Here is a 20400-nt window from a genome sequence, read left to right as displayed (position 1 = left end):
GAACAGGAAGGAAACCGAACATGAAAATAGCCATTGGAGCCGACAGCGCCGGCAAGCCGCTGCTCGACGTCATTGCCTCTCACCTCGCCACCAAGCCCGGCCTCACGGTCAATGACCTCAGCCAGGCGGGCTACTATGCCGACCTGTCGCAGAAGCTCGCCCAGACCATCCTGGACGGCGAGAACGATCGCGGCATCCTGTTTTGCGGCACCGGGATCGGCGTATCCATTTCCGCCAACAAGGTGCCCGGCATTCGCGCCGCACTCACCCACGACACCTATTCGGCAGAGCGCGCCGCAAAATCCAACAACGCCCAGATCATTACCATGGGCGCCCGCGTCATTGGCCCGGAACTGGCCAAGTCGATCGTCGACGCATGGCTCGCATCGGAATTCGATGAGAAGGGACCATCGGCAGGCAATGTCCAGGCCATCGACAGGCTCGACGCGGCGAAGCGGGGTTAGACCAGACTGTTCCGCATCGCATTGATGATCGTCACGGCCGACGCGGCGCCGGGATCCATGTGCCCGAGCGACCGCTCGCCGAGCCGCGACGAGCGGCCCTTCGCGGCGATCATGTCCTTGGTCGCCTCGGCGCCGCGCTCAGCCGCGGCGAACGCAGCGTCAAGACTTTCGGCCAGCGTCTTGCCGGCGCCTTGGGCTGCGGCGGCCGCTTGCGCCGCCGGCAGCCAGGCGTCGACCATGGTCTTTTCGCCGAGCTCGGCCTTGCCGCGATCCTGGATGCCTTGCGCCATCGCCCGGAGCATGGCGATGACGTCAGCGTCCTCCAGAATTGCCTTGCCTTTGACGGCGACGGCACCGCGCATGAAGGCCGTCGCATAGAGCGGGCCTGACGAGGCGCCGACGGCGTTGAGGAACGACTTTGCCGCGGTGTTGAGCAATGCCGTCGGCTCGGTCGACGCATCGATCTGGTCCAGCGCGTCGCGCACAGCGCCAAAGCCGAGCGCCATCGCAATGCCGTGGTCGGCATCGCCGATGACGCCGTCGAGCCGGCAGAGCCGGTCCTTGTCGGCATCGATCGCCGCGGCGATCGCATTGAACATTCTTTTCAAGCCGGCTGTGTCGATCGAGGTCATGATGCCCTCTCAGCCGGCACGGAACATGGCGCAGTCGCAGGGATGGTCGAGCATCTCCTGCAACTCGCCGTCGAGATGCATCAGCGTCACCGAGGCGCCGGCCATTTCGAGCGAGGTGCAATAATTGCCGACCCAGGTCGCATGGACAGCGACACCGATGTCATCGAGCCTGTGCTTGACCCGTCGGTTCATGACGTAAAGTTCCATCAGCGGCGTCGAGCCGAGCGAATTGACGAGCACAGCGACCTTGTCGCCTCGCGCCGGCGCCATCTCGTCGAGGATATAGTCCCGCAGCTCGTCGCTGCTCTCGTCGGCCGGCCTCAGCCGTCCGCGCGCACTGCCGGGCTCGCCCCGGACGCCCATGCCGATCTCCATCTCGCCCAGTCCGCGCTCGAAATTGGGCCGGCGGGTCTGCGGCAGCGAGCAGGGCGACAGCGCCACGCCCATGGTGAAGGTGTAATCGTTGGCCTTCCTGGCGATGCGCTCGCATTCGTCGAATGACAGCATCCGGTCGCAGGCGGCACCGGCGGCCTTGAAGATGAAGAAATTGCCGGCGACGCCGCGTCGCTTCTGCCTCTGGTCGCGTGGCGCCGAGGCGACGTCGTCGGTGGTCAGCACGGTGCGCACTTCGATGTCGTCCATTGCCGCCATTTCGGCGGCCATGTCGAAATTCATCACGTCGCCGGCATAGTTGCCATACATGAACAGCACGCCAGCACCGCCGCTGGCCGCCTTGGCGCATTCAAGGATCGGGTCCGGCGGCGGCGAGGCGAAGACATTGCCGATGGCCGCGGCGTCGGCCAGCCCCTTGCCGACGAAGCCGAGGAAGGTCGGCTCGTGGCCCGAGCCGCCGCCGATGACGAGGCCGACCTTGCCGGGGCGTGGGCCGTCGCGGGCGATGATGGAGCGGGGGCTTCCGTCCGCGCTTTTAAGCTGGCGGGGATGCGCGGCCAGGATGCCTTCCAGCATCTCGTCGACCGTGCGGTTGCCGTCATTGATGATCTTCTTGGTCTGCACCTGCATCCTCCCGATTTCGGTATTTTCGCAGATAGTACAGCGTGTTACCGGGATTTCCACCCGGGGACGGACATTTCACGCGGCGATGCGTTCCAGCGCGGCCAGGATCTGCACGCAGGCATTGGCTGCCTCTTTGCCCTTGACCTGGAAGTGTTCGAAGAAGAAGCGGTGATGGTCCGCGCTGTCATGGTAGTTGTGCGGCGTCAGCACCGCCGAAAGCACCGGCACGCCAGTCGACAATTGCACGGTCATCATACCGTCGATGACCGCACTTGCCACGAATTCATGCCGGTAGATGCCGCTATTGACGACGAACGCGGCGCCGAGGATAGCGGCATAGCGGCCGGTCTCGGCAAGCGTTTTTGCATGCAGGGGAATCTCATAGGCGCCTGGCACATCGAAGACATCGACGGCAAAGCGTTTCTCTCCGAGAACCGCCAGTTCCGCCTCGAATGCTTCAACGCATTGGTCGACGATATCGGCGTGCCAGCGCGCCCGAATGACGGCAAAGCGGATCGTTTCATAGTCGTTGTGGGAATGCTGATTCATGGGTCCATCTTTCCGTTTCGATCCAGAATCAGGACGCACGATACGGAATCCGAACCGCGAAAGCGGACCGTCTTCCGTTCGTTCTCTTCCATCCGGACTGTGACCGTCGGCTCCGGAATCACACCGGATCTGCTGACCCTTCCGGCTAACCGGAAAGCGCTCGCGGGCTTGGGCCGAGACCCTTACCGCCGGTGGGGACTTTCACCCCGCCCTGAGAACATTGACGGCGTTTGTATGGAAGGCCGCATTACCGATGTCAATCGACGCCGTGGCTGGAGCTGTAATCTCCCCCCTTGAGGGGGAGATGGCCGGCAGGCCAGAGGGGGTCGTCTCACGTAGAGCGCCAACATCTTCTCGGCCTAGAAGGCGCGGGCGCTCCACACGCTGCGACCCCTCTGTCGCCTCCGGCGACATCTCCCCTCAAGAGGGAGATCATCCGCGCTCGGGAAACATCGCCCTCAGGCCTTCGCGTGAGGCCGTAGCGACACCGCGTTCCGTGATCAAGCCGGTGACCAGCCGCGCCGGCGTCACGTCGAAGGCCGGATTGGCCGCCGGCGTGGCTTCCGGCGATACGCGGACCTGGGCGATCTCGCCGGAAGCCGTCTTGCCCCAGACCAGCGAGACCTCGTCGGGCGAGCGCTGTTCGATCGGGATTTCGGCCAGCCCGTCGCCCACGGTCCAGTCGATTGTCGGCGACGGCAGCGCTACATAGAACGGCACGTCGTTGTCGTCGGCGGCGAGCGCCTTGAGATAGGTACCGATCTTGTTGCAGACATCACCGTTGGCGGTGGTCCTGTCGGTGCCGACGACGACCATGTCGATCTGGCCGCGCTGCATCAGATGGCCGCCGGCATTGTCGACGATCAACGTATGCGGCACGCCGTGGCCGGCCATCTCCCAGGCGGTCAATTGGGCACCCTGGTTGCGGGGTCGCGTTTCGTCGACATAGACATGGACTGGAATGCCGGCTTCCGTCGCCAGATAGATCGGCGCAGTGGCGGTGCCGTAGTCGACGGTGGCCAGCCAGCCGGCATTGCAGTGGGTCAGGATATTGACTGGTTCGCCCGGCTGCTTGCGCGCCGCGATCGCCTTGATGATTTCGAGCCCATGGGCGCCGATGGCGCGGTTGAGGCCGACATCCTCGTCGGCGATCTCGCCGGCACGTCGATACGCAGCCGCGGCACGTTCTGCCAGGGGAAGCGTCAGCAGGAAGCGCTGCATTTCGTTCAGCGCCCAGCGCAAATTGATCGCCGTCGGGCGCGTTTCGTGCAAGGTTGCCCAGACCGCGTCGAGCGCCGCATCCGACGGATCGTCGGCCATCTGCATGGCTACGCCATAGGCGGCGGTGACGCCGATCAGTGGCGCCCCGCGCACCCACATGTCGCGGATTGCCGTGGCGATGCCGGCGACGGTATCGATCTTTTCGATGCGGAAATCATGCGGCAGCCAGCGCTGGTCGATGATCTCCACCGAACGCCCGTCGTCGCTCGGCCAGATGGTACGGTAGTGGCGGTCGCCGACGTTCAAATCCTGCTCTCCCGTTCGATCAGCGCGGCCAATTGATTGACCTCGTCGATGCTGTGGATCTGGCGCCGGTTGACGGCGAGGTGACGGCCGAATTTCAGCGCCCTTGCTTCACATCTGGCGCGCAGATCCGGATCGGCAATGGTCTCGAAATCAGCATTATGGGCAAGGCCGAGAATGCGCCGGTGAACCTCGACGCCGGCAAAGCCGAGCAGATCGGTCCAGATCGAATGCAGCATGTGGTCGAGCGCCTGCTCGGCGCCAAGCCTGTCGCCCTGATCTTCGAACAGGCTCTTCTGGTAGAGCATGCCGGTACGCTCGGTTCGCCACAGATGCGAGAACTCGCTGCGGAACACCGACCATGTCTCGACCGTAACGCCGAGCAGATAGTCGCGCATGGCGTCGCGGCTTCCGCCCTGTTCATGGCCGCGCTGCGAGAAGAACGCCATCCAGAAATTGGCGAGCAGCATGCCGACGTCGAAGGCGATCGGGCCGTAGAAGGCGAATTCGGGATCGATCATCCGCGTTTCGGTGTCGGTGACCATGATCGAGCCGGAATGCAGGTCGCCATGCAGCAGCGTCTCCGCATTGGCGGCGAAGATGTGCTTCATGCGCTGCGCCTCGACCTTGAGGTCGCGGTCGGCGCGCAGCTCGGCGACAATGCCATCGAGCTGCGGGCTGGTGTGCCGGTTCATCTTGGCATCGAAATACGGATCCGAGAAAACCAGGTTCTCGGTGATGTCGCAGAGTTCGACATTGTCGGCGAACAGCGCCAGATCGGCCTTGCGGGCCTTGGTCGCCATATGCAGGTCGGAGCCGCGAAACAACGTGCGGGCCATGAACAGGCCGATGTCTTTCGCGATGTTGGGCAGTTGCCGGCCCTCGATCAGCGCCCGCCGCAAGATAATGTGCGGCGACAGATACTCCATGATGATCAGCGCCTGGCCTTCATCGAAGTGGTAGATATCCGGCACCGAACCCGGCGCCCGTGCCTGTTGCCGCGTCAGCGCATGATATTCGAAGAAGGAGCGTTTTAGCGGCAGCGGCCAGCTGTCGCCGACCAGCCGGACATAGGGCAGGGCCTGCTTGACGACGGCCGCACCCTCAGCGCCTTCGACAATGAACACCAGGTTCAGATTGCCGTCGCCGACTTCACGAACCTTCCACTGGCTCGTGTCCTTGCCGATCTGCGAACGCAGGGCCTCGTTGGCACGGAGACGGCCCGCCAATGTCTCGACCGACAGTGCTTCGAACGGCGATTTCCCAGTCATCCTCACCTCCCGCTCATGTGCTCCGATGATAGCGGAGCCAACGCGGTCGGGCCAAGCTAGGAAGCCTGCTGGCAATTGTCAATCGTGTTGACAATTGCCGATATAGCCCATAGCGTCACGGTCAGGGAGGAACGAATGGGCAATGATGCCGTGTTCCGCGTCGACGGCCTGAGGAAATCCTTTGGCCATATCGAGGTGCTTGGCGGCGTCTCGCTCGAATTGCATGCCGGCGAAGTGACCGTGCTGATGGGCGCCAATGGCGCCGGCAAATCCACCCTCGTCAAGATCATCAGCGGTGTTTACGACCATGGCGGCGGCTCGATGTCGCTTGCCGGTCAGGATTTCGCCCCGAAAACGCCGGCGGAGGCGATCCGCGCCGGCGTCGTTACCGTCCACCAGAACATCAATGACGGTGTCGTCGCCGACCTCGACGTCGCCACCAATCTTACCCTCGACAGGTTGAGCGGCAGCGGCGTGCCGATGCTGTTCAATCCAGGCCGGGTGCGTCGCGAGGCCAAGGCGGTTGCCGACCGCATGGGACTGGTCATCGACCTCAAGGCCCGGATCAGCGATCTCTCTCTTGCCGACCGCCAGATGGTGGCGATCGCCCGCGCCATGGCACACCGGCCGAAAGTTCTGATCCTCGACGAGCCGACCTCCTCGCTGTCCAGTGCCGAGGCCGACCGGCTGTTCGCATTGCTCGACCGGCTCCGCCAGCAAGGCGTGGCCATTCTCTACATTTCGCACCGTATGTCTGACATCAGGCGGCTTGCCGATCGCATCATTTCGATGCGCGATGGGGTTATCTCAGGCATCTTCGACAAGAAGCCGCTGGATTACGAAGGTGCGGTCAACGCCATGCTCGGCCGCAAGATCCAGCTCGAGCGGATCGTCGCCAGGAATTCGGCCAAAGCAATTTTTGCCACGGACGGGTTGCGGATTGCAGAAGGCGCCCGGCCGATTTCGCTGACGCTCGGCGACGGCGAGGTCGTTGCCATCACCGGCCTTGTCGGCGTCGGCAAGACCGCGCTCGCCGAGACGCTGTTCGGCCTGCGCCAGCCGCTGGCCGGGACCATGATGCTGAACGGGAAACCCTATGCGCCGGAGTCGACGGGGGAAGCGATTGCCGCCGGTGTGTTTCTCGTCGCCAAGGACCGGGGCGAAAACGGCATCGTCGGCGACTTCAACATCCAGGAGAATATCAGCCTGCCGTTCCACAGGCGCATGTCGCGTCTCGGCGTCCTCAAGCGCCGCATCGAACGCGCCGTTGCCCGCCAGCAGATCCAGGAACTGGGCATCGTCTGCCGCTCGGAAAAGGACGAGATGTCCACCCTTTCGGGCGGCAATCAGCAGAAGGTGATGGTCGCCCGCTGGATGTCGCAGGGCGCAAGGCTTTTCATCCTCGACGAGCCGTTTCAGGGCGTCGACATTTCGGCCAGGCGCGATATCGCCGCCAAGCTGCGGGCCAGCGCCAGCGGCCGCGCGACGCTGCTGTTCGTCACCGAACTCGACGAGGCCCTGGAGACGGCCGATCGCATTCTGGTGCTGTCGGAGCAGACGATCGTCGGCGAGCACCGCAATACCGATGTCGATCTCGAGCGTCTGCTGGCCGAAGTAGCGGGCGGGCCGTTGCACAGCGCAGCCTGACGGCGGGAAGACAAAGAGAATTGGAATGGAGAGGGCATGAGTTCGGGTTGGATAAAGACGGCGTCAGCGTGCGGGAGCGCCGAATGATCCTGCGCGACAATGCTATTCGCTACGGCTTCATCGTTCTGTTGTTCGGGTTGATCGCCTATTTCGCCATCGCCGCCGACGGCTTCGTCTCGCCGCAAAGTGCTGTCTTCATCTTCCAGTCGGTCGCCATCACCGGCGTTCTGGCGCTCGGCGTCACCGCCACGCTGGTCGTCGGCGGCTTCGACCTGTCGATCGGCTCCGTCGCCACCAGCGCCATGATGGCGGCTGCCTATGTCATGGTGGTGCTGGAACAGAACGCCGTCGTGGCGGTCGTCGTCTGTCTCGTGATCGGCGCCGTCGTCGGCCTGATCAATGGCTGGCTGATCGTCTATATGCGGGTGCCGGACCTCTTAGCGACACTCGGCATGATGTTCCTGCTTGTCGGTCTGCAACGCATCCCGACCGAAGGCCGCTCGATCGCCACCGGCATGACCATGCCGGACGGCTCGGTCGCCAACGGCAGCTTCGGCGCCGCCTTTCTGGCGCTTGGCCGCCATCGCTTCGATTTCTTCATCCCGAACCTCATTCCGGTGTCGGTCGTCGTCCTGCTCGTGCTGGCGGTACTGATCTGGTTCTTTCTCGAATACACCCGTTTCGGGCGCATGATGTACGCGGTCGGCAGCAACGAACGCGCTGCCGAACTCGCCGGCGCGCCTGTCAAGGCATACAAAATCTGGGCCTACGTTATTTCGGGAGTATTTGCCTCGATCGGCGGCATTTTGCTCGCCGCCCGGCTTGGACGCGGCGACATCGCCTCGGGTAATAATCTGTTGCTCGACGCGGTGGCTGCTGCACTCATCGGTTACGCGGTTCTCGGCGCCGCCAAGCCAAACGCCTTCGGCACGGCCGTCGGCGCGGTGTTTGTCGGCGTGCTGCTGCAGGGCCTGACGATGATGAACGCGCCTTACTACACGCAGGATTTCGTCAAGGGCGTGGTTCTCGTGGTCGCCCTTGTCTTTACCTTCGCCCTGTCCGGCAGGGGCAGGAGATAGGGTTCGACCGGGTCACATTTTGGGTTCAACAAGTGGAGGAAGCGACGTGAACATCACAAGAAGACTTTTGGGGAAGGCAGCGCTCGGGCTTGCCGGCGCAACATTGCTGATGCAGATGCCGGCGATGGCGCAGGACAGGCCGGCGCCGTTCGACAAGCCGGGTGCCGTCAAGATCGCGCTGGTCCGCTATCTCTCGACCGGCGACTTCTTCCAGGCGTATTTGTCCGGTGTCGAAGCGCAGGCCAAGGCGCTCGGCGTCGACCTGCGCGTGCTCGACAGCCGCCAGGACGCGGCGCTTCAGGCGGACATGGTCGACCAGGCCATCGCGCTCGGCGTCCAGGGCATCATCATCCAGCACGGCTTGACGGAATCGATGAAGGACGCCGCCCAGCGCGCGGTCGACGCCGGCATCAAGGTCGTCGCCTTCGACGTCAATGTCGAAAACCCCAAGATCCCGCAGATCGAGCAATCCGACCGCGACCTCGCGCGCCTCGCACTCGAACAGGCGGTCAAGGACAATGGCGAGAGCTGGAAGGCCGGCTATGTCTATGTCGCCGGCATCGCGCCGCTCGACCGCCGCAACGAGACCTGGGTCGAATTCAAGAAGAAGTATGCAGGCATCGACGAAGTTGCCATGTTCGGCACGCTCGACAACCCGATCGCCAATTCGGTCGCCAACCAGGCCCGCTCGGTGTTGTCGGCCCACCCCGACATCAAGGTGATGTTCGCGCCCTATGACGAATTCGCCAAGGGCGTGAAGATCGCCGTCGACGAGGCCGGGCTGAACAAGGACATCAAGATCTATTCGGCCGACATCTCGACCTCGGACATCGCCGCGATGCGCGAGCCCGACAGCGCCTGGGCGGCAACCGCCGCTACCAACCCGGCCGTCGTCGGTCAGGTATCCGTGCGTGCGCTGGCGCAGCTTCTGGCCGGCGAAGATCCCGGCCACAACGTCATCGTGCCGCCGACGCTGATCACCCAGAAGGACCTGCTCGACAAGGACATCAAGAACATGGAGGATCTCTCGGCCAAGCTGCCGCAGTTCGCCCATGCCGATGTCGCAATGCCGGCCTGGATGCCGAACCCGAACGCGAAGTAGTCTTTCGCTATCGGCAAAGAAAAAGAGCGGCTCGCGGGCCGCTCTTTTTGTTGGTCCGGTGTTTAGATCTACCTCAACGCCGCTGCGATGTTGCCGCCGTCGACCGTCGTCACATCGGCGGTGGTCCGCTCGGCCAGCGCTTGATGCAGAAAGGCCTGGGCGACGTCTTCGGCCGTCACTTCCTGCCCGAGCAGGTTGCCGGACATGTACTCCTTCTCCGACACGCCGCGCGCGCCCGAGCGGCTGGCGATCATGGCTTCGGTCAACAGCCCCGAACGGATGCGGTCGGCGTTGACGGCATTGGAGCGGATGCCATTCGCGCCGTAGTCGAGCGCATATTGCCTGGACAAAAACAGCGTTGCCGCCTTGGGAATTCCATAAGCGCCGAACTTCGGCCCCGGATTGACCGCCTGCTTGGAGGTGTTGAACAACAGCACGCCGCCGGTGCCCTGTTCCAGCATGATGCGCACGGCATTCTGCGCCGCCGACTGGTGGGCGAAGAAATTGAGTTCGAAGCTCTTGCGCAAGGTTGCGTCGTCGAGCTCGCCGATCCGGCCCTCCCAGGCAGCACCGGCATTGGAGACGAGAATGTCGAGGCCGCCGTAGACGGCGACCGCTTTGTCGAACGCAGCGCGCATCTGCGCCGGATCGGTGATGTCGGCGCCAATGCCGATCGAACCGTTGCCAGCTTTTTTTGCCGCCTCGGCAGCCCTTGACGCATCGAGATCGACGACGACGGTATGGGCACCGTTGTCGGCGAATAGCTTTGCCGTGGCCGCACCGATCGCGCCGGCGCCGCCAGTGACCAGCACCACCTGGCCGGTCAGCGGCTTCGGCTTGTTGGCGGCGAGCTTGGCCTGTTCCAGCGACCAGTATTCGAGCGGGAACAGGTCGGCTTTGGAGAGCGGGCGGAAATCGCCGACGGCTTCGGCGCCGCGCACTGCCTCGATCCACATTTCGCCGACGTCGGAGGCGATCTTCGCGTCCTTGAGCGTGCGGCCGTGGCCGAACATGCCAAGGCCGGGCACCAGCGTCAGCCGCGGCATCGGGTCGAGCATGGTGCGCTTCACATCGTCGAGCGCATCATTGGTCTCGAAATAGGCGCGATAGTCCTTGGCGAATTTCTCGACATGCTCGCGGATGACGGATTTGTAGTCGCCGACCTTGTCAGCGTCGGGCGCCGGCAGTGCCATCGGTCCGGTCTTGATGCGGATCGACAGGTCGGGTGTCGAGACGCCGCGCCCGGCATAGTCGGCAATTTTTGCCGAATTGATGAAGTCGACGATCGCATCCGAGGTCCGGAAATCGCTGATCATCCGGTCGAAGCGGCCTTCGCCGCGCGCCACCGCCGCCGCGCCGCGCAGCATCGGCGCAATCTCCGCGGGCTTCGCAAGCCTGGCCGGCAGGGCCACTTTTTCGGTGCGCGGCTTGCCGTGGCTGGCGATGAAATCCTCGGCGACGTTCACGTAATGGATCATCCGGTCATAGGCCTGCTTGGCATCGTCGCCGAAGGTGAAAATGCCATGCTTGTCGAGGATCAGGCCTTCGACCGTCGGATCGGCGTCGAAAACATCAGCGGACGCCTTCGCCAGATCGAAGCCCGGCATGATGTAGGGCACAAAGCCCATCTTTTCGCCGAACACCTTCCGGCTCAGCGCCTCGCTGTCCTCCTGGTCGACGATGGCGAGGATTGCGGTCGAATGCGTGTGGTCGACGAATTTGTGCGGCAGGAAGGCGTGCAGCAGCGTCTCGACGGAGGGATTGGGCGAGGACGGATCGATGAGGTTCGCCCGCTGCAGCGCGACCATGTCCTCATCGGAGAGCTTCTTCAGCGACCGCGCCTTCAACAGCGCGCCGAGCTTGACCGCCGGCAGGCCCTGCGGCTCGATGACGCCCATGTCCCAGCCGCTGCCCTTGACGCAGAGCACGTCCCATTCGTCGCCGACAAGATCGGTGGCCCTGGTCTTGCACGAGGTGTTGCCGCCGCCATGCAGGACGAGCCGCGGCTCGCCGCCCAGCAGCCTGGTCGTGTAGACGCGCAGCGCCAGATCGCGGGCCACACCCTTCTTTGCATAGTCGGCGACCAGCTTCTCCGCCTCGTCGTCATTCCACAGGTTCTTCATGTCAGCTTCGTCCGATTTCTCTTTGTTGTGAACAGGAATGCCGCGACAAATTGATGACAACGCGCCGGCGGCTGGAAATGTACTGTCTAGGCGACCTTTTCTGCTGCCGCTCCGGCATGGTCGAGCAGCCGTCGCGCCATCCGTGCGTCGACGACGAGATGAGTGCATAGCCCGCCGGCGATCGCCGCGACGAGCGGTTCGAACTTGCTCTCCTCCTGCACCACCACAAGGCGCTTTTCGATGCTGCGCAACGATGACAGCTCTGCCGAAATCAGCCGGCGGTTGTAGCTGCAGTCGAGCGCCTGGCCTTGGGCGTCGATGATCTGCCCGGCAATGACGCCGGCCGCACCCGCTTTGCGCAATACAGCCATTTCGCTTGGCGTCAGCGCGCCGCATTTGACCAGATGGCTGTCGGTGTCCACCGAGCCTACCGAATACAGCGCCAGGTCGCATTCGCCGATGCCCGACAACTGCTCGCGGATCACCGGCTCGGCGCGCAGGCCGCGTGCCAGTTCTTCCGTCGTCAGCACCAGCGGCGCGTAAAAATTCAGCCCCTTGGCATTGAGCCGGCGTGCGATTTCCATCGTACATTGGTCCGGCCGGTACGAATAGGGGGCGCCCAGATTGCCGCAGAGCTGCACCACGGTGACGTCCTGCAGATCGGCATAGGACATGATGTCGGCGATGGTGTAGATCGTCCGTCCCCAGGCGACGCCGATGCGGTCGCCCTTCCTGATCAGCTCGAGAAAGACGCTTGCCGCCAGCACCGCGATATCGGTCGAGGGGTCGGCGACATAGCCGTTTTCCGGCGCGATCCAGACCGCGTCGAGCCTCAGCGCGTCTTCCAGCTTGCGTGCCAGCACGTCGTCGGTGAAAAGCTGGGTCGAGGTCGAGATGTTGACGATGCCGGTCTCGCGCGCCTTGCGCAGATACATCGCCACCGAGGCACGGGAAATCTTGAGCTGGCTGGCCACCTGGTCCTGGCGCAGGCCGTGTGCGTAGTAAAGCCAGGCGGCCTTGTGGATAAGCTGTTCTGCCGGTCGGATCGCCATGCCATCTCCTCGCTGACATTATTCACGGCTCTCGACAAAAGTCAAATTAAGACAGGAGGCATGATATGGCATTGGAGCATTGCCGATGTCAGTAATTGCACATTTATTGTTATTGCGGTACCATTTGATCAGACAGGAGATCCGAGAATGAATGTATCATTGGGAGAGCGATGGGAAACCTTCGTGTCCAATATTGTCAAACGCGGCCGCTACGGCTCTGCCAGCGAAGTCGTGCGTGAGGGCCTGCGCCTGGTCGAAGAGCGCGAGGAAAAGTTGAAGGCGCTGCGTGCCATGGTGGACAAGTCGTTTGCCGAAGGCGGCGAAGCCTCGGAGCAAGATATTGACGCGGCCTTGGAAGCCAAGGCCAAGCAGCTCGCAAAGGAAGGTTTTTAGGAGTGCCGCGGCTGCGCATGCTGCCGTCGGTACAGACAGATTTGGTCGATATCCTTGAATACATCACCGGCCAAAGCGGCAGCCTATTGATCGGCCGGCGCTTTGTGGATGCGTTGCGTCAGAAATGCCGCGATCTGGCGAGCTTGCCTGCGACGATCGGTCGTGCTCGTCCCGAACTCCGGCCTGACGTCCGAAGTTTCGCTTTCAGGGGGTACGTGATTTTCTTCCGTTACTATGGCGATTTCTTCGAGGTGGCGAACATTGTGGAAGGACATCGGGACATCGATGCTTTGTGGCCAGAGGGTGAAGGCGAGTAGGGGCGCCCAGGTGGATAGGCGAAGCCGCATACCGTTGAGGTGGCTTCGATGAGATATTCACCAACGGCGGGCACTTGCATCGCGAAAAGACGGTCGCAACAGACCGGCGATGCACAAATCCTACACCGTGTTCAAAGCCTGGTGGTAAGAAGGCCTAATAACACATTGCGGAGGACGGGATGGGCAATCCTTACGAACAGGACCTCGACAGGAACCCGGCCAACCACCAGCCGCTGACGCCGCTGACCTATTTCGAGCGGGCGGCAAAAACCTTTCCCGACCAGACCGCCATTATCCATGGCCGCCAGCGCACGACCTATCGCGATTTCTGGAAGCGCTCGCTGAGGCTTGCCTCGGCGCTGGCGAAGCGCGGTATCGGCAAGGGCGACACCGTCACCGTTATGCTGTCCAACACACCGCCGATGCTGGAAGCGCATTTCGGCGTGCCGATGACCAGGGCGGTGCTGCATTCGCTCAACACCCGCCTCGACGCTGCGGTCATTGCCTTCCAGCTCGACCACGCCGAAAGCAAGGTGCTGATCGTCGACCGCGAATTCGCCGGCGTGGTTCGGCAAGCGCTGGCGCTGGCCAAGGTCAAGCCGCTGCTGATCGATTACGACGATCCCGACTATGCCGCCGATGCGCCCTATCCCAAGGGGGAACGGATCGGCACGCTGGACTATGAGGCGTTTGTCGCCGACGGCGACGAGGATTTCGCCTGGTCGATGCCGGACGATGAATGGGATGCTATCTCGCTCAACTACACCTCTGGCACGACAGGCAATCCGAAGGGCGTCGTCTGTCACCATCGCGGTGCGGCACTCATGGCCTATGCCAACACCATCCATGCCGGAATGGGCAAGCACCCGGTTTATCTGTGGACGTTGCCGATGTTCCACTGCAACGGCTGGTGCTTTCCCTGGACGCTTGCCGTGCAGGCCGGCACGCATGTCTGCCTGCGCTGGGTGCGGCCGAAGCCGATCTACGACGCCATAGCCGATCACGGCGTCACCCATCTGTGCGGTGCACCGATCGTCATGTCGGTGCTGATCAACGCCAGGGACGAGGACAAGCGGCAGTTCCCGCAGACCGTCAGCTTCAACACCGCCGCAGCGCCGCCGCCTGAGGCGGTGCTGTCGGGCATGGCCGATGCGGGCTTTGCCGTCACGCATCTCTACGGCCTGACCGAAACCTATGGCCCGGCCGTCGTCAACGAATGGCACGGCGAGTGGGACCGGCTGGAGAAGGGGGCGAGGGCGGCGAAGAAGGCCAGGCAAGGCGTACGCTACGCCGCGCTCGAAGGCCTGATGGTGATGGACCCGCAGACGATGCAAGAGACGCCGGCCGACGGCGAGACTATCGGCGAGGTAATGTTCCGCGGCAACATCGTCATGAAAGGCTATCTCAAGAACCGCAAGGCGAGCGACGAGGCCTTTGCCGGCGGCTGGTTCCATTCGGGCGACCTCGGCGTCATGCATCCTGACGGCTACATCCAGCTCAAGGACCGTTCCAAGGACATCATCATCTCCGGCGGCGAAAACATCTCCTCGATCGAGGTCGAGGAGGCACTGTACAAACATCCCGCCGTCGGCTCCTGCGGCGTTGTCGCCCGATCCGACGACAAATGGGGCGAGGTGCCGGTCGCCTATGTCGAGCTGAAGCCGGGCAAGGCGGCGACCGAGGCCGAAATCATCGAGCACTGCCGCGCGCTGCTCGCCCGCTTCAAGGTGCCGAAAGCGGTGATCTTCGCGGAAATCCCGAAGACTTCGACGGGCAAGATCCAGAAGTTCCGGCTGCGGGAGATGACGAAGCAGCCTTAACGCCTGATCTGAAAACATCAATTCAAAATCCTTTGCGTCGAACAGACGGGGCGGCGTTGCAGGCGCGCCCGGCGGGACCCACATGCTTTTCATGGTCCAACTCCGTCCAGAGATGTCACCATCTGTCATCAGCGGCCAAAATCGGCCTTGACAGGTGATGGTTTTCAATTTACGAGTGACGAAATTCTAAATTCGTCAGTCGTAAATTTGGCAAACAAGATGCTGGAAACTCTAGACACCACCGCCGATTCCGCCCGCCAGGAAAATGTCACACGCATCCTGGATTGCGCGGAGCGATTGTTCCGCCACTACGGCTACGGCAAGACCAACGTCGCCGACATAGCGCGCGAACTCGGCATGTCGACCGCCAATATCTACCGCTTCTTCGCCTCCAAGGTGGAAATCCACCAGGCGGTTTGCGGCCGTATGCTCGAGACCTGCTACCGGTTGACCTACGAAGCCTGCCATAGTCCCGGCACCGCCAGCGAAAAGCTCCGCCGCTACGTGCATACGCACTATCAGTGGACGCTCGAGACCATGATCGACCAGGAGAAGGTGCACGAGATGGTCATCGTCGCCATCGAGCGCGACTGGCATGTCATCGAAAAGCACATCGACAGCATCCACGAACTGGTTGCGGAAGTGATCCGCGAGGGCATCGCCACCGGCGAGTTCGTCGATCAGGATCCGGTGATCGCGTCCCGGTGTTTCGGTGCTGCTATTATCAGCCTCTGTCATCCGCAGATGATGGCCCAGTGCCTCGCCAAGAAGAACCGGGCGACACCGGACGAGCTTACCGAGTTTGCCATCAGAGCCTTGAAGAAATGACCGTTGCCGCCCGTCGGGCGGTGATGTCGGCAATTCATCCCCACAGTTCGGGAGTACGAAAAGTGTCTTTGTCCAAGTCCATCACCTACAGGCGACCGGCCGCCGGCCTGGCACTGATTATCGTTGCCGCTCTCGGCCTCGCCGGCTGCTCGCAGGAGAAAGCCGAGGTCACCGAGATCATCCGCCCGGTCAAGGTGGTCGAGATCGCTAAGGCGAGCGATACCCGTCAGCTCTCCTATTCCGGATCGGTGCGTGCTCGGACCGAGATGAATCTCGGTTTTCGCATCAACGGCAAGATCACCGAGCGCCTTGTCGACATCGGTGACCGCGTCAAGCCCGGCGACGTTCTCGCCCGCATCGATCCCACCGACTACGAGCTTTCGGTGAGAAGCGCTCAGGCCAGCCTCGATGCTGCCGACCGTCAGGTCGAGACAGTCGAGCTTACGCGCAAGCGCGCCGAACAGCTCTACGCCAAGAATTTCGCGCCGAAGTCGCAGCTCGAGCAGGCAACGCTCGCCTATAATCAGGCGGTCGCCACGCGAGACTCCGCCCGCTCACAGCTTGCCCAGGCACAGAACCAGGTCCGCTATACCGATCTCAAGGCGGACAAGAACGGCATCGTCACCGCCGTTGCCGCCGATGTCGGCCAGGTCGTCGGCTCCGGTACGCCGGTGGTGACCGTTGCCATCGACGGCGAGAAGGAAGTGCTGATCGCTGTTCCGGAAACCGATATCGCCGAATTCAAGCCGGGCAAGACCGTCAAGGCGGGCTTCTGGTCCGATGAGGCGCTGACGCTCGACGGCAAGGTCCGCGAAGTCGCCGGCAGCGCCGATCCGCAGTCGCGCACCTTTGCCGTCCGCGTCAGCCTGCCCAACGATCCGCGCGTGCTGCTAGGCATGACCGCCTCCATCGAAGCCGCGGCGGATAACCGGCAGCAGCTGGTGTCGATCCCGCTGGCCGCGTTGGCGCAAAAGGACAGCCAATCGATCGTCTGGACAGTCGACCGCAATGGCGGGACCGTCCATGCGCATCCGGTCAAGGTCGCCGCCTTCACCCCCGACGGCGTCAGCGTCGCCGATGGGCTGAAGCCGGGCGACGTGGTCGTCGCCGCCGGCACGCAGTTCATGACCGAGAATCTGAAAGTCAAGCTGACCGGTGATGCAGCGCAACAGTCGGCGTCGGCCGATGACGACGCCGCAAGGCGCTTGCGCTGACGGCCAGGCAATCCACAGTTTCCGGGCGGCAGGCGGCCCCCCGATTTTCGAGATCTCAGGTCGATGTAACCCCCACGTCGATCCTCGCGTCCCACCGCGATGTAGATCTCTCAACTCGGAAAGCCTCGCCGCCCGGAAGCCCACATCGGAAGTTCCTTGGGCATGCGAAAGCGCGTGCTCTGTTGATCAAATTGAAACGGACTGACGCCGATGACCACCGACACCAATGAAAAGCGATCTTTCAATCTTTCGCGCTGGGCAATCGGCCATCCGAGCATTGCCCGCTTCCTGTTCGGGCTGATCATCGTCGCCGGTGCGCTCGGCCTGATGCGCATGGGCCAGAAGGAAGACCCCGATTTCACCTTCCGCGTCATGGTCGTCCAGGCGATCTGGCCTGGCTCCTCGATCAAGGAGATGGAGGACCAGGTCGTCAACAAGATCGAGCGCAAGCTGCAGGAAACGCCGCATCTCGATTTCGTCCGCTCCTACACCCGCGCCGGCAGCGCCATCATCACATTGCAGGTCAAGGGCGACACCAATCCCGCGCAGGTCGCGGATGCGTTCTATCAGGTGCGCAAGAAGGTCGGCGATATCTCGAATGAACTGCCGCAGGGCTCGCTCGGGCCCTACTTCAACGACGAATTCGGCGACACATTCATCACCCTGCATTCGATCAGCGGCGACGGCTACAGCTATCCCGAGCTGAAGAAATTCGCCATCCAGGCACGCGACATGCTGCTGACGACGCCCGGCGTCGAGAAAGCCGTGATCATCGGCGACCAGCCGGAAAAGCTCTACATCGACGTTTCATCCAAGGTACTTGCCGAACGCGGCCTGACGTTGACCGACCTGCAGAATGCGATCAGGGGCCAAAACAATGTCGACCCGGCGGGCTCGGTCGACACCGGCCAGCGTTCCGTGCGCATCTCGGTCGAAGGCGACGTCACCAGGGCGGCCGACATCCGCGAGCTTCGCCTGCGCGCCGGCAACCAGGTGACGCGCCTCGGCGACATCGCCACGGTGACCTCCGGCCTCGAGGATCCCTATCAGCGCAAATACCGTATCAACGGTCACGACAGCGTCCAGCTTGGCGTCGTCATGGCAAAGGGCTTCAACGTCACCGACGTTGGCAAGGACGTCGAAGCGACCTACAAGCGCTTCGAGGAGGCGCTGCCCTATGGCGTCTCGGTCAATCAGATTTCCGATCAGCCGGGCGTCGTCAAGGATGCGGTGGCCGAGTTCATGGAAGCGCTCGGTGAAGCGCTGCTGATCGTGCTTGTCGTCTCGTTCCTGTCGATCGGCTGGCGTTCGGGCCTGGTGATCGCCATCGTCATTCCGCTGGTCCTGGCAGCCACCTTCGCCATCATGTACGAACTCGGCATCGACCTGCAGCGCATCTCGCTCGGCGCGCTGATCATCGCGCTTGGGCTCTTGGTCGACGACGCGATGATCGTCGTCGAAATGATGGAGCGAAAGCTCGAGGAAGGCTTGGTCAAGGTCGAGGCGGCGAGCTTCGCCTATTCCTCGACCGCTTTCCCGATGCTGACCGGCACGCTGATCACCACAGCCGGCTTCATCCCCGTCGGTTTCGCAGCCTCGACGGCCGGCGAATATGTGCGCACCCTGTTTTACGTCGTCGGCATCGCGCTGGTCGTGTCCTGGTTCGCTGCGGTCTATTTCACGCCATGGCTCGGCCACATGATCCTGAAGCAGCGCAAGCACGCCGGCAGCCATCACGATGTCTTCGACACGGGTTTTTACCGCCGTCTTCGCTCGACCGTGTCATGGGCGGTGCGCCATCGCATCATCGTCCTGGTGATGACGCTGATGACCTTTGCCACCAGCCTGTGGGCGTTCCAGTTCATCCCGCAGAATTTCTTCCCGCAATCGTCGCGTCCGGAAATCCTCGTCGATCTCTGGCTGCCGGAAGGCACCAGCATCAAGGAAGTCGAGACGCAGGCCAAGGCGCTCGAAGCCAGGATGATGGACGACAAGGACAAGCGCTTCATCGCCACCTATATCGGCGAAGGCGCGCCGCGCTTCTTCCTGCCGCTCGACCAGCAGCTTCGCAACCCGAACTTCGCCCAGCTTCTGGTCATGGCCAATGACGAACCGGCCCGCGAGCGGCTGATCGTCAAGCTGCGCACCGTCCTGGCCGAGGATTTCCCATCGATCCGCGCCAAGGTTGATCGCCTGTTCCTCGGTCCGCCGACTGGTTGGCCGGTGCAGATGCGCGTCATGGGTCCGGATCGCCAGGAAGTGCGCCGCATCGCCGACGAGGTGAAGGCGAAGTTCCAGGCAAATCCGTTGCTCGGCGCCATCCACGACGACTGGCTGGAGCCGGTGCCGGCGATGAAGCTGGTGATCGACCAGGATCGTGCCCGTGCGCTCGGCGTCACCTCGCAGCGCATCCGCCAGATGCTGCAGGCGACCATGTCGGGAGCGCCGCTCGATGATTTCCGCGACGGCGAGGAGACGGTTTCGATCGTCGCCCGCGAACCGGAGGCAAGCCGTCACCTGCTGTCGGCGGTCGATTCCGTCTATATCCCGACGGATTTCGGTGGCTCCGTGCCGCTGTCGCAGGTCGCCAAGATCGTTCCGGTGCTGGAGCAAGGCGTCGAATGGCGGCGCGACCGCTTGCCGACGATCAGCGTACGCGCCACGCTGCCGGACGGCGTGCAGCCGAACGATGTCGCCATGAAAATGTACAGCGACATGCAGGGCCTGCGCGCCAGCCTCGCACCCGGCTACAAGATCGAGATCCAGGGTGGCGCCGAGGATGCGGCCGAAAGCCAGGCCTCGATTGCAGCGAAAGCGCCGATCATGCTGGCCGTCATCGTCGTGTTGCTGATGATCCAGCTGCAGCATTTCGGCAAAGCCATGCTGGTGCTGGCGACCGGTCCGCTTGGCATCATCGGCGCGGCGGCGGCACTCTTGATCAGCGGCGCCCCGTTCGGCTTCGTCGCCATCCTCGGTGTCATCGCCCTGCTCGGCATCATCATGCGCAACTCGATCATCCTGGTCGATCAGATCGATCAGGACATCGCCGCCGGTGTGGAGCGCTCCGAGGCCATCATCGGCTCGGCGGTCCGCCGGTTCCGGCCGATCGTGCTGACGGCGTTGACTGCGGTGCTGGCGCTGATCCCGATCTCGCGCGGCGTCTTCTGGGGGCCGCTCGCCTACGCCATGATGGGCGGCATTCTCGTCGCCACGGTGCTGACCATCCTTGTCCTGCCGGCAGCCTACGCGCTGTTCTTCGGCAGGGAGCCCAAGAAGGTGGTGGAGCAGGCGGCCGAGACGGAAGAAAAGAACGAAAGGCCGCAACTGGCCCTGGCGGCCGAATAGAGCTGTTGGCAAATGTGACCTCC

At 62.9% G+C, this 20400-nt stretch carries 17 protein-coding genes and 1 riboswitch; of the genes, 10 read left to right on the top strand and 7 right to left on the bottom strand.

Features of this window, described 5'->3' with window-relative positions; translation table 11 throughout:
• Positions 1 to 20: 20 nt before the first annotated feature.
• Positions 21 to 464: a D-erythrulose-4-phosphate isomerase gene (gene derI, locus NKH23_RS16635; RefSeq protein ID WP_352717875.1), complete on the top strand. Its 444-nt coding sequence runs from the start codon at positions 21 to 23 to the stop codon at positions 462 to 464.
• On the opposite strand, the gene dhaL is transcribed toward derI, so the two are convergent.
• The 5 genes from dhaL to mtnK all read right to left on the bottom strand — a co-directional run bounded on the left by dhaL (position 461) and on the right by mtnK (position 5457).
• Positions 461 to 1096 carry a dihydroxyacetone kinase subunit DhaL gene (dhaL, locus tag NKH23_RS16630; RefSeq protein WP_352717876.1) on the bottom strand — a complete coding sequence of 212 codons (636 nt, stop codon included), beginning with the start codon at positions 1094 to 1096 and terminating at the stop codon, positions 461 to 463. The genes derI and dhaL overlap by 4 nt on opposite strands.
• Positions 1097 to 1105: 9 nt before the next feature.
• The gene (locus NKH23_RS16625) at positions 1106 to 2113 is read right to left on the bottom strand and encodes a dihydroxyacetone kinase subunit DhaK (RefSeq protein ID WP_353035084.1); all 1008 of its coding nucleotides are present in this window, start codon (positions 2111 to 2113) and stop codon (positions 1106 to 1108) included.
• A gap of 75 nt (positions 2114 to 2188) precedes the next feature.
• Positions 2189 to 2662 carry a 6,7-dimethyl-8-ribityllumazine synthase gene (locus NKH23_RS16620; protein WP_352717878.1) on the bottom strand — a complete coding sequence of 158 codons (474 nt, stop codon included), beginning with the start codon at positions 2660 to 2662 and terminating at the stop codon, positions 2189 to 2191.
• A 76-nt stretch (positions 2663 to 2738) separates the two neighbouring features.
• Positions 2739 to 2885: riboswitch (FMN riboswitch) on the bottom strand.
• Between the two features lie 209 nt (positions 2886 to 3094).
• Positions 3095 to 4189: an S-methyl-5-thioribose-1-phosphate isomerase gene (mtnA, locus tag NKH23_RS16615; protein ID WP_352717879.1), complete on the bottom strand. Its 1095-nt coding sequence runs from the start codon at positions 4187 to 4189 to the stop codon at positions 3095 to 3097.
• The gene (gene mtnK, locus NKH23_RS16610; RefSeq protein WP_352717881.1) at positions 4186 to 5457 is read right to left on the bottom strand and encodes an S-methyl-5-thioribose kinase; all 1272 of its coding nucleotides are present in this window, start codon (positions 5455 to 5457) and stop codon (positions 4186 to 4188) included. Before mtnK ends, mtnA begins: the two co-directional genes overlap by 4 nt.
• 135 nt (positions 5458 to 5592) lie before the next feature.
• Here mtnK and NKH23_RS16605 point away from each other — a divergent pair, with 135 nt between their 5' ends.
• The 3 genes from NKH23_RS16605 to NKH23_RS16595 all read left to right on the top strand — a co-directional run bounded on the left by NKH23_RS16605 (position 5593) and on the right by NKH23_RS16595 (position 9285).
• Positions 5593 to 7104 carry a sugar ABC transporter ATP-binding protein gene (locus NKH23_RS16605; protein WP_352717882.1) on the top strand — a complete coding sequence of 504 codons (1512 nt, stop codon included), beginning with the start codon at positions 5593 to 5595 and terminating at the stop codon, positions 7102 to 7104.
• 83 nt (positions 7105 to 7187) lie between these two features.
• Positions 7188 to 8183 carry an ABC transporter permease gene (locus tag NKH23_RS16600; RefSeq protein ID WP_292653853.1) on the top strand — a complete coding sequence of 332 codons (996 nt, stop codon included), beginning with the start codon at positions 7188 to 7190 and terminating at the stop codon, positions 8181 to 8183.
• 46 nt (positions 8184 to 8229) lie between these two features.
• On the top strand, positions 8230 to 9285 hold the full coding sequence (locus tag NKH23_RS16595; protein ID WP_352717884.1) for a substrate-binding domain-containing protein: 1056 nt from the start codon (positions 8230 to 8232) through the stop codon (positions 9283 to 9285).
• A 68-nt stretch (positions 9286 to 9353) separates the two neighbouring features.
• On the opposite strand, the gene NKH23_RS16590 is transcribed toward NKH23_RS16595, so the two are convergent.
• Positions 9354 to 11408: a bifunctional aldolase/short-chain dehydrogenase gene (locus tag NKH23_RS16590; RefSeq protein ID WP_352915720.1), complete on the bottom strand. Its 2055-nt coding sequence runs from the start codon at positions 11406 to 11408 to the stop codon at positions 9354 to 9356.
• An 86-nt stretch (positions 11409 to 11494) separates the two neighbouring features.
• Complete coding sequence (locus NKH23_RS16585; RefSeq protein ID WP_352717887.1) at positions 11495 to 12460, bottom strand: sugar-binding transcriptional regulator; 966 nt, start codon at positions 12458 to 12460, stop codon at positions 11495 to 11497.
• A gap of 147 nt (positions 12461 to 12607) precedes the next feature.
• Between NKH23_RS16585 and NKH23_RS34615 the strand changes: the two genes are divergently transcribed.
• From NKH23_RS34615 to NKH23_RS16555, 6 genes are all read left to right on the top strand, one after another.
• Positions 12608 to 12853, top strand: coding sequence for a type II toxin-antitoxin system ParD family antitoxin (locus tag NKH23_RS34615; protein ID WP_352977862.1), 246 nt, complete (start codon positions 12608 to 12610; stop codon positions 12851 to 12853).
• A 2-nt stretch (positions 12854 to 12855) separates the two neighbouring features.
• A complete protein-coding gene (locus NKH23_RS16575) occupies positions 12856 to 13170 on the top strand; it encodes a type II toxin-antitoxin system RelE/ParE family toxin (protein ID WP_352717889.1) in 315 nt (104 codons plus the stop codon).
• 179 nt (positions 13171 to 13349) lie between these two features.
• Positions 13350 to 14990: an acyl-CoA synthetase gene (locus tag NKH23_RS16570; protein ID WP_352717890.1), complete on the top strand. Its 1641-nt coding sequence runs from the start codon at positions 13350 to 13352 to the stop codon at positions 14988 to 14990.
• Positions 14991 to 15209: 219 nt separating this feature from the next.
• Complete coding sequence (locus NKH23_RS16565; protein WP_352466058.1) at positions 15210 to 15818, top strand: TetR/AcrR family transcriptional regulator; 609 nt, start codon at positions 15210 to 15212, stop codon at positions 15816 to 15818.
• Between the two features lie 62 nt (positions 15819 to 15880).
• On the top strand, positions 15881 to 17032 hold the full coding sequence (locus tag NKH23_RS16560) for an efflux RND transporter periplasmic adaptor subunit (protein ID WP_352466059.1): 1152 nt from the start codon (positions 15881 to 15883) through the stop codon (positions 17030 to 17032).
• 210 nt (positions 17033 to 17242) lie between these two features.
• A complete protein-coding gene (locus tag NKH23_RS16555; protein WP_352915726.1) occupies positions 17243 to 20377 on the top strand; it encodes an efflux RND transporter permease subunit in 3135 nt (1044 codons plus the stop codon).
• Positions 20378 to 20400: the final 23 nt, after the last annotated feature.

It is taken from the genome of Mesorhizobium sp. M1328, from assembly GCF_040318075.1.
Lineage (GTDB): Bacteria > Pseudomonadota > Alphaproteobacteria > Rhizobiales > Rhizobiaceae > Mesorhizobium.
This window is presented reverse-complemented; position numbering and strand designations above follow the sequence as displayed.